This window comes from Halobaculum sp. EA56 (genome assembly GCF_051195075.1).
In the GTDB taxonomy this organism is placed as follows: Archaea; Halobacteriota; Halobacteria; order Halobacteriales; family Haloferacaceae; genus Halobaculum.
Map to the genome: position 1 here is coordinate 594,114 of NZ_JBNTJX010000001.1, position 7,091 is coordinate 601,204.

General features: G+C 72.5%; 5 protein-coding genes. 4 read left to right on the plus strand and 1 reads right to left on the minus strand.

Annotated features, from left to right (window positions below):
• Nucleotides 1-9: 9 nt before the first annotated feature.
• The gene (locus ACQUQ1_RS03110) at nucleotides 10-2,544 is read left to right on the plus strand and encodes an efflux RND transporter permease subunit (RefSeq protein WP_435062791.1); all 2,535 of its coding nucleotides are present in this window, start codon (nucleotides 10-12) and stop codon (nucleotides 2,542-2,544) included.
• 57 nt (nucleotides 2,545-2,601) lie between these two features.
• Here ACQUQ1_RS03110 and ACQUQ1_RS03115 read toward each other — a convergent pair whose 3' ends face one another.
• Nucleotides 2,602-2,907, minus strand: coding sequence for an acylphosphatase (locus ACQUQ1_RS03115; RefSeq protein WP_435062792.1), 306 nt, complete (start codon nucleotides 2,905-2,907; stop codon nucleotides 2,602-2,604).
• Nucleotides 2,908-3,110: 203 nt separating this feature from the next.
• Here ACQUQ1_RS03115 and ACQUQ1_RS03120 point away from each other — a divergent pair, with 203 nt between their 5' ends.
• The 3 genes from ACQUQ1_RS03120 to ACQUQ1_RS03130 all read left to right on the plus strand — a co-directional run bounded on the left by ACQUQ1_RS03120 (nucleotide 3,111) and on the right by ACQUQ1_RS03130 (nucleotide 6,876).
• Nucleotides 3,111-4,016, plus strand: a complete 906-nt coding sequence (locus ACQUQ1_RS03120; RefSeq protein ID WP_435062793.1) for a DMT family transporter — start codon at nucleotides 3,111-3,113, stop codon at nucleotides 4,014-4,016.
• 277 nt (nucleotides 4,017-4,293) lie between these two features.
• The gene (locus tag ACQUQ1_RS03125; protein ID WP_435062794.1) at nucleotides 4,294-5,661 is read left to right on the plus strand and encodes a phosphomannomutase; all 1,368 of its coding nucleotides are present in this window, start codon (nucleotides 4,294-4,296) and stop codon (nucleotides 5,659-5,661) included.
• A gap of 57 nt (nucleotides 5,662-5,718) precedes the next feature.
• Nucleotides 5,719-6,876, plus strand: a complete 1,158-nt coding sequence (locus ACQUQ1_RS03130; protein ID WP_435062795.1) for a BMP family lipoprotein — start codon at nucleotides 5,719-5,721, stop codon at nucleotides 6,874-6,876.
• Nucleotides 6,877-7,091: the final 215 nt, after the last annotated feature.

Here is a 7,091-nt window from a genome sequence, read left to right on the forward strand (position 1 = left end):
GAGCGACGCATGAACCACGAGCGGCTGGTCGAGGCGACCGTCGGGCAGATCACCGAGCGGCCGGGGCGGATCGTGGCGGCGTTCCTGCTCGTCACGCTCGCCTTCGCCGGCGGCCTCTCGAACGTCTCCACCGAGGCGGGGACCGAACAGTTCGCCTCCGGTATCCCCGCCGAGGAGGCGCTGGAGGACGTCCGGCAGGAGTTCGGCACGCCGTTCGCCGCCGACACCGGGGCGACACAGCTCGTCCAGCGGAACCGGAACGTCCTCTCGAAGCCCGCCATGCTGCGGATGCTCAGGGCCCAGGAGCGGCTGGAGGAGACCGACGGCCTCCGGGTGGCCGGCACCTCCAGCGCCGCGGCCACCGTCGCGACGACCATCGACCCGAGCGCGCGCACGACCGAGGAGCGGATCCGGACGCTGGAGCGGGCGACGCCCTCGGAGATCGACGCCGCAGTCCGCGAGAACGCGGACAACCCGGCGTTCACCGGCGCCGTCTCCGACGACTTCAACGCCGAGGCGGCGTCCGCGTCGGCGACGATCGGGGTGGTGACCCACGAGGTACCCGGCCTCGGGAGCGGCGGCGCGGCCGCCGGCCAGAGCGGATCGAGCCCCATGACGGATATCCAGCTTCGGAGCCAGCGCGTCGTCGACACGGTCGGCGGCGACATCACCGTCTTCGGGTCGGGGATCATCTCGGACGAGTTCGCGACCGTCATCTCCGACTCGCTGCTCATCGTCACGCCGGCGGCGGCGGTCCTGATCGTGTTCTTCCTCGTGGTCGCGTACCGCGACCTGCTCGACCTCCTGCTCGGGACGTTCGCGCTGGTGATGGCGGTCGTGTGGACGTTCGGCTTCCTCGGGCTCGCGGGCATCCCGTTCAACCAGGTGATGATCTCGATCCCGCCGCTGCTGCTGGCGGTGGGGATCGACTTCGGGATCCACGCCGTCAACCGCTACCGCGAGGACCGGGCGACCGGCCTCGACGTGGGCGAGGCGATGGGGACGGCGGTCAGACAGCTGATCGTCGCGTTCTTCATCGTCACCGGGACGACCGTCATCGGGTTCCTCTCGAACCTCTCGTCGGCGCTGACGCCGATCCGCGACTTCGGCGTCGTCGCCGCCGTCGGCATCACGTTCACGTTCCTCGTCTTCGGCGTGTTCCTCCCGGCGGCGAAGGTGTGGCTCGACCGCCGTCGCGACCGCATCCCGATCCCCGTCTTCAGCCAGACGCCCCTGGGGGCGGAGGGCACCCGTCTCGCGCGCGTGCTCCGTACCGGCGTCGCCGTCGCCGACCGCGCGCCCGCGGCGTTCCTGATCCTCGTGCTCGTGCTCACGGCGACCTCCGGCGCCTACGCCACGGGCATCTCCACGTCGTTCTCACAGGAGGACTTCCTCCCGCCCGAGGAGACGCCCGACTACCTGGAGGAGCTTCCGGAGCCGTTCGCGCCCGACGACTACTCCGCCGTCGCGACGCTGAACTTCCTCGACGAGAAGTTCACCGCCAGCCAGGGCGGCTCCGTCACGATATACGCGGAGGCGCACATGGAGCGCGACACCGTCCTCGAGGAGCTACACCGGATGGGCGACGATCCCCCTGACACCTTCGTCTCCGAGGACGGCCACGCCGAGGAGCGGAGCCTCGTGACGGTGATCCGCTCGCGCGCCGAGAGCGACCCCGAGTTCCGACGCCTCGTCGCCCGCAACGACCGGAACGGGAACGGGATCCCCGACCGGAACCTCGGGGAGGTGTACGACTACCTGCTGGAGTCCTCCTCGCGGGAGGCGACGCTGCAGTACCTCTCGGAGGACCGACGGAGCACCCGCGTCGTCTACGACGCCGAAGCCGACGCGGACCAGTCGGCCGTCACCGCCGACGGGCGGCAGGTCGCCGAGCGCTTCCGCGGCGACGCGACGGCGACGGGCAACACCGTCGTCTTCCAGGCGGTCTCGGACCTCATCTTCCGGTCGGCGGTGACGAGTCTCGCGATCGCCCTCTCGCTGACGGTCGTGTTCCTGCTGGTCGTCTACGGGGTCCTGGAGGGCCTGCCGTCGCTCGGGATCGCCAACACCGTCCCCATCGTCGCGTCCGTCACGCTGGTGGCGGCGACGATGCGGGCGGCCGGCATCCCCTTCAACGCCTTCACGGCGACGATCCTGTCGCTCACGATCGGCCTCGGGATCGACTACTCGGTCCACGTCGTCCACAGGTTCATCGACGAGCGCCGGGAACACGACCTCTCGACGTCGCTGGACCGCACGGTCCGCGGCACGGGCGGGGCGCTCCTCGGGAGCATGCTCACGACCACGACCGGCATCGGCGTGCTCGTGTTCGCGATCCTGTCGGTGCTGGGCCAGTTCGGCGTGCTGACCGCCATCTCGATCCTCTACTCGTTCCTCGCGTCGCTGCTGGTGCTCCCGTCGACGCTGGTGCTGTGGGACCGGCTCAAGGGCCACGACCCGGACGTGCCGGTCGACGTGGCCGAGTCCGCGCCCTTCGAGTTCCTCCGGCGGCGCGGGTCGCCCGAGGCGGTCCCCTCGGAGTGAGGGCAAGCGCGGCCGCGTCGCCGGCCACGTTCTCCTCACCGGGCGTCCGGGTCGTCGCTACCGGCGGATCTCGAACCCACGCTCGCCCTCCGGCCCGCCGTACTCGACCTCCACGTCCTCGACGACGGCGGCGGGACTCCCCGTGTGGCACCACTCGACCATCCCCTCGACGGCGTCGCGCGACCCCTCGAAGACGGCCTCCACGCGGCCGTCGTCGAGGTTCCGCACCCAGCCGTCGACGCCGCGGTCGCGGGCGGCGTCCCGGGTGGTCGCGCGGTAGTAGACGCCCTGTACCCGCCCGGAGACGAACACGTGCGCGCGGACGCGGTCCGCGTCCCCGCCCGTTCCTGCGTCGTCGCTCATACCCGTCGGTGGGCGGCCGAGGCTCGAAAAGCCGACGGCCGCCGGTCGGGAGCCGGGAACCGGCGGATCCGTACGACGGGCTCCCGCGACCCGCCGCCGCGACGCGCCGGAACCGCGAACCATTCAAACCCGCGGCGACACGCTCCGCCCGAGATGGACGCACGGAGCCGACGACCGACCGCCCGTTCCCTCCCGACCCGACCGTGACGGCCTCGGTCGGGGGCCGCCGGTACGTTGCCGCGCTCGCGCCGCTCTTCGCGGCGGCCATCTGGGGCGGGATGTACGTCGTGAGCAAGTGGGGGTTCGACCTGATCCCGCCGCTCACGCTCGGGTTCCTCCGCGTCGCCGTCGGCGCCGCCGCGCTGTACGCGGTCGTCCGCGCCCGCGGCGTCGCCGTCGATCGGGCGGACTACCGGGGCTTCGCCGTCCTCGGCGGGTGGGTGGCCGTCACCATCGCGACCCAGTTCCTCGGCACGGAGCTGACGAACGCCAGCCAGGGATCCCTGTTGACGGTCCTGACGCCCGTGTTCACGGTCGTCCTCGGCGCGGCCGTGCTCGGCGAGGACGTGACCCGCCGCTCGGCCGGCGGCATGGCCCTCGCGGCCGTCGGCACCCTCCTCGTCCTCGCGGGCCAGTACGACCTGACGCGCCTCGGCGGCGCGAGCGCCGCCGGCGTGGGCGCGCTCGTCCTCGCGAGCCTCGCGTGGGCCGGCTACACCGTCTGGGGGGTGCCCCTCGTGCGCAAGTACTCCGCGCTGACGGCGGCGACGTACTCCTGTCTCGCTTCCCTGCCCGCGCTGGCGGCGTTGTCGGCCGCGGAGCTGGCGGTGCGGGCGCCGCCGCTCGCTGCGATGCTGTCGCCGGGCGCGCTGCTCGCCGTCGCGTACCTCGGCCTCGGCTCGACGGCGGCGGCGTGGTACCTCTGGTACAAAGGGCTGGAGACGGTGTCGGCCGGCACCGTCGCGGCGTTCTTCTTCGCCCAGCCCCTCGTCGGCGCGGCGCTCGGGGCCGCGCTGCTCGGGGAGGCGATCGGCCCGTGGTTCGTCGTCGGGGGGGCGACGATGGCGGCGGGAATCTGGCTGGTGAGCACCGCCGCCGACGGGATCTGACCGGAACTCGCGGGGGGAACGAGCCGCGGGGGCGACGCCCGTCCGGTCCGGACGGCCGCGGCTCGACGTGGCGCTGACAGGCGACGGCGTCGCCCCGTCTTCCGTCCCCCGGCGCGTGCCGTCGCACACCCGCTCCCGCGTCGGGGCCGCGGTCAGCGCATCGGGAGATGTGGTCCCGGTATTCTACTTGAACCCTCGCCGGCGACCGCCGCTCGGCCCCCGTTCGGGGCCGGATCGGGACCGAGGGAGTCTTGAGCGTTCCCCCGGACGGTCGGGTATGGACCTGTTCGGAACGGCCGGCATCCGCGGCAGCGCCACCGAGCGCGTCACGCCCGAACTCGTGCTCGACGTGGCCCGCGCGCTCGGCGCGCACGCCCGCGAGGCCGGCGACCGCGAGTTCGTGGTCGGACGGGACGGCCGCGTCACCGGCCCGGCGCTGGCCGCGGCCGCGGAGGCGGGGATCGAGTCCGCCGGCGCCGACGTGCGACGGCTCGGTCAGGTGCCGACGCCGGCGCTGGCGTTCGCCTCCCGCGGCCGCCGGGGCGTGATGCTCACCGCCTCGCACAACCCCCCGACCGACAACGGCGTGAAGGCGTTCGTCGACGGACTGGAGTACGGAGAGGCCGCCGAGGCGGCCGTCGAGGAGCGCGTCGCCGCCGGCGACCCGCCGGCCGACTGGGACGAGTGGGGCGACGGTGAGCGCGAGGACGTGCTCGACGCGTACCGCTCGGCCGTGACCGAGTACGCCCGCGGCTTCGGCGCCGACCCCGAGGGCGTCCGCGTCGCCGTCGACTGCGGCAACGGGATGGCGTCGGTGGCGACGCCGCAGGTGCTGCGCGCGCTCGGCGCCGAGGTGGTGACGCTCAACGCCACCGTCGACGGCCACTTCCCCGGCCGCGAGTCCAAGCCGACCGCCGAGTCGCTGGCGGACCTGCGGGCGTTCGTCGCGGACGACGGGGCCGACTTCGGGATCGGCCACGACGGCGACGCCGACCGGATCGTCGTCGTCGACGGCGACGGCGAGGTCGTCCACGAGGACACGGTGCTGGCGATCCTCGCCGAGCGGTACGTCCGCGCGGGCGACGCCGACGACCCGGTCGTCGTGACGACGCCGAACGCCTCCGGCCGGATCGACGAGCGCGTCGAGGCCGCCGGCGGGCGCGTCGAGCGCGTCGCGCTCGGCTACCTCCACGACGGCATCGCTTCGGCGCGGGAGGCCGGCGGCGACGTGGTCTTCGCCGCCGAGCCGTGGAAGCACGTCCACACGGCCTTCGGCGGGTGGATCGACGCCGTCGCCAGCGCGGCGGTGTTCGCCCGCCTCGTCGCCGACGAAGGGCTGGCGGGCCTCCGTGCGCCCGTCACGGAGCGACCGTACCGCAAGGTGAGCGTCGGGTGCCCTGACGACGACAAGGCGGCGGCGATGGACCGCCTCGGGGAGACGCTGCCGGCGGCGTTCCCCGAGGCCGAGGTCCACGACGAGTACGGCGTCCGTCTCACGTTCGCCGACGCCTCGTGGACGCTCGTGCGTCCCTCGGGAACCGAACCGTACGTCCGCGTGTACGCCGAACACGACGAGGTGGACCGGTTCGTCGAGGAGGTCGCCGGCGTCGTCGAGGCCGCGGTCGAAACTGTCAGCGACGAATGAGACCGTTTCCGGGCCGAACACGACGATTTTAAACGGACGTCCGTGGTGATTCACCGTATGGTGGACACCGATCGGTTCGACAGGCGGAACTTCGTGAAGGGCGTCGGCGCGGCCGGGCTCGCCGGGCTCGCCGGCTGTACCGGCGGTCCCGACTCGGGCTCCGGCGGCGACGGTTCGGGCGGCGACGGCTCGGACGGCGACTCGGGCGGCTCCGAGGAAACCGAGACGGAGACAGCGTCGTCGGGGTCGGAGACGACCCACGTCGGCATGGTGTACGCGACCGGCGGCCTGGGCGACGGCTCGTTCAACGACCAGGCCCAGACGGGGATCCAGCAGGCGGCCGAGGACTTCGATCTCTCGTTCGACGAGTCCGAGCCCGACTCCGTTTCGGAGTTCGGCACCTTCCAGAGCCAGTACGCGCAGTCGACGAACCCCGACTACGACCTCGTCTCCTGCATCGGCTTCCTCCAGGCGGACGCGCTCTCGCAGACGGCGCCCGACTACCCCGAGCAGGACTTCATGATCGTCGACAGCGTCGTCGACGAGCCGAACGTCCGCTCGTACACGTTCAAGGAGCACGAGGGCTCGTACCTCGTCGGTCAGCTCGCCGGCCTGCTCACGAGCATGTCGTTCTCCGCGGGCGACTCCTCGACGCAGTCCGACTCCACGAACGTCGGCTTCGTCGGCGGCGTCGAGTCCTCGCTCATCGCGAAGTTCGAGGCCGGATACACCGCCGGCGTCAAGGCCGCGAACGACGACGTCGACGTGCAGACGACCTACACCGGCAGCTTCTCGGACCCCTCGGCCGGCCAGGAGGCCGCACTGTCGATGTACAGCTCCGGCGCCGACATCGTCTACCACGCGGCCGGGAACACCGGCACCGGCGTCTTCCAGGCCGCCCGCGACGAGGGCAAGTTCGCCATCGGCGTCGACCGCGACCAGTCGGTGACGACCGACTACGCCGACGTGATCCTCGCGTCGATGGTCAAGCGCGTCGACACCGCCGTCTACAACGCCGCCGAGGCGACCGTCAACGGCGAGTTCGAGGCGGGCACGGCGACCAGCCTCGGCCTGGCCGAGGACGGCGTCGACATCGTCTACGGCACCGAACTCGGCGACCAGATCCCCGACGACGTGACCTCGGAGATCCAGTCGTCGCGCGAGGCCATCGTCGACGGCGAGATCTCGGTCCCGCAGGACCCGAGCAACGTCTGAGGCCGCTCGGGTCCCGTCCCTCTCGGTCCCATCGCGTCGGGTACCGCCTCGCGCGCCCGACGTGCCGCCGTTCGCGCATCTCCCGATACCGTCAGGTATCCAGGCTGACACGCCCGTTCCCCGACCGTCGGTACCGGCGAAACGCGCCGTTTATCCCGTCCCCGCCGAAACGCCCGGTGACATGACGGAGGCCGTCCGCCTCGACGGGATAACGA

What these genes read in the sequence shown, in the direction of transcription:
- ACQUQ1_RS03110 (WP_435062791.1), top strand. Translation starts at nt 10, where the DNA reads ATGAACCACGAGCGGCTGGTCGAGGCGACCGTCGGGCAGATCACCGAG.
- ACQUQ1_RS03115 (WP_435062792.1), bottom strand. Translation starts at nt 2,907, where the DNA reads ATGAGCGACGACGCAGGAACGGGCGGGGACGCGGACCGCGTCCGCGCG.
- ACQUQ1_RS03125 (WP_435062794.1), top strand. Translation starts at nt 4,294, where the DNA reads ATGGACCTGTTCGGAACGGCCGGCATCCGCGGCAGCGCCACCGAGCGC.
- ACQUQ1_RS03130 (WP_435062795.1), top strand. Translation starts at nt 5,719, where the DNA reads ATGGTGGACACCGATCGGTTCGACAGGCGGAACTTCGTGAAGGGCGTC.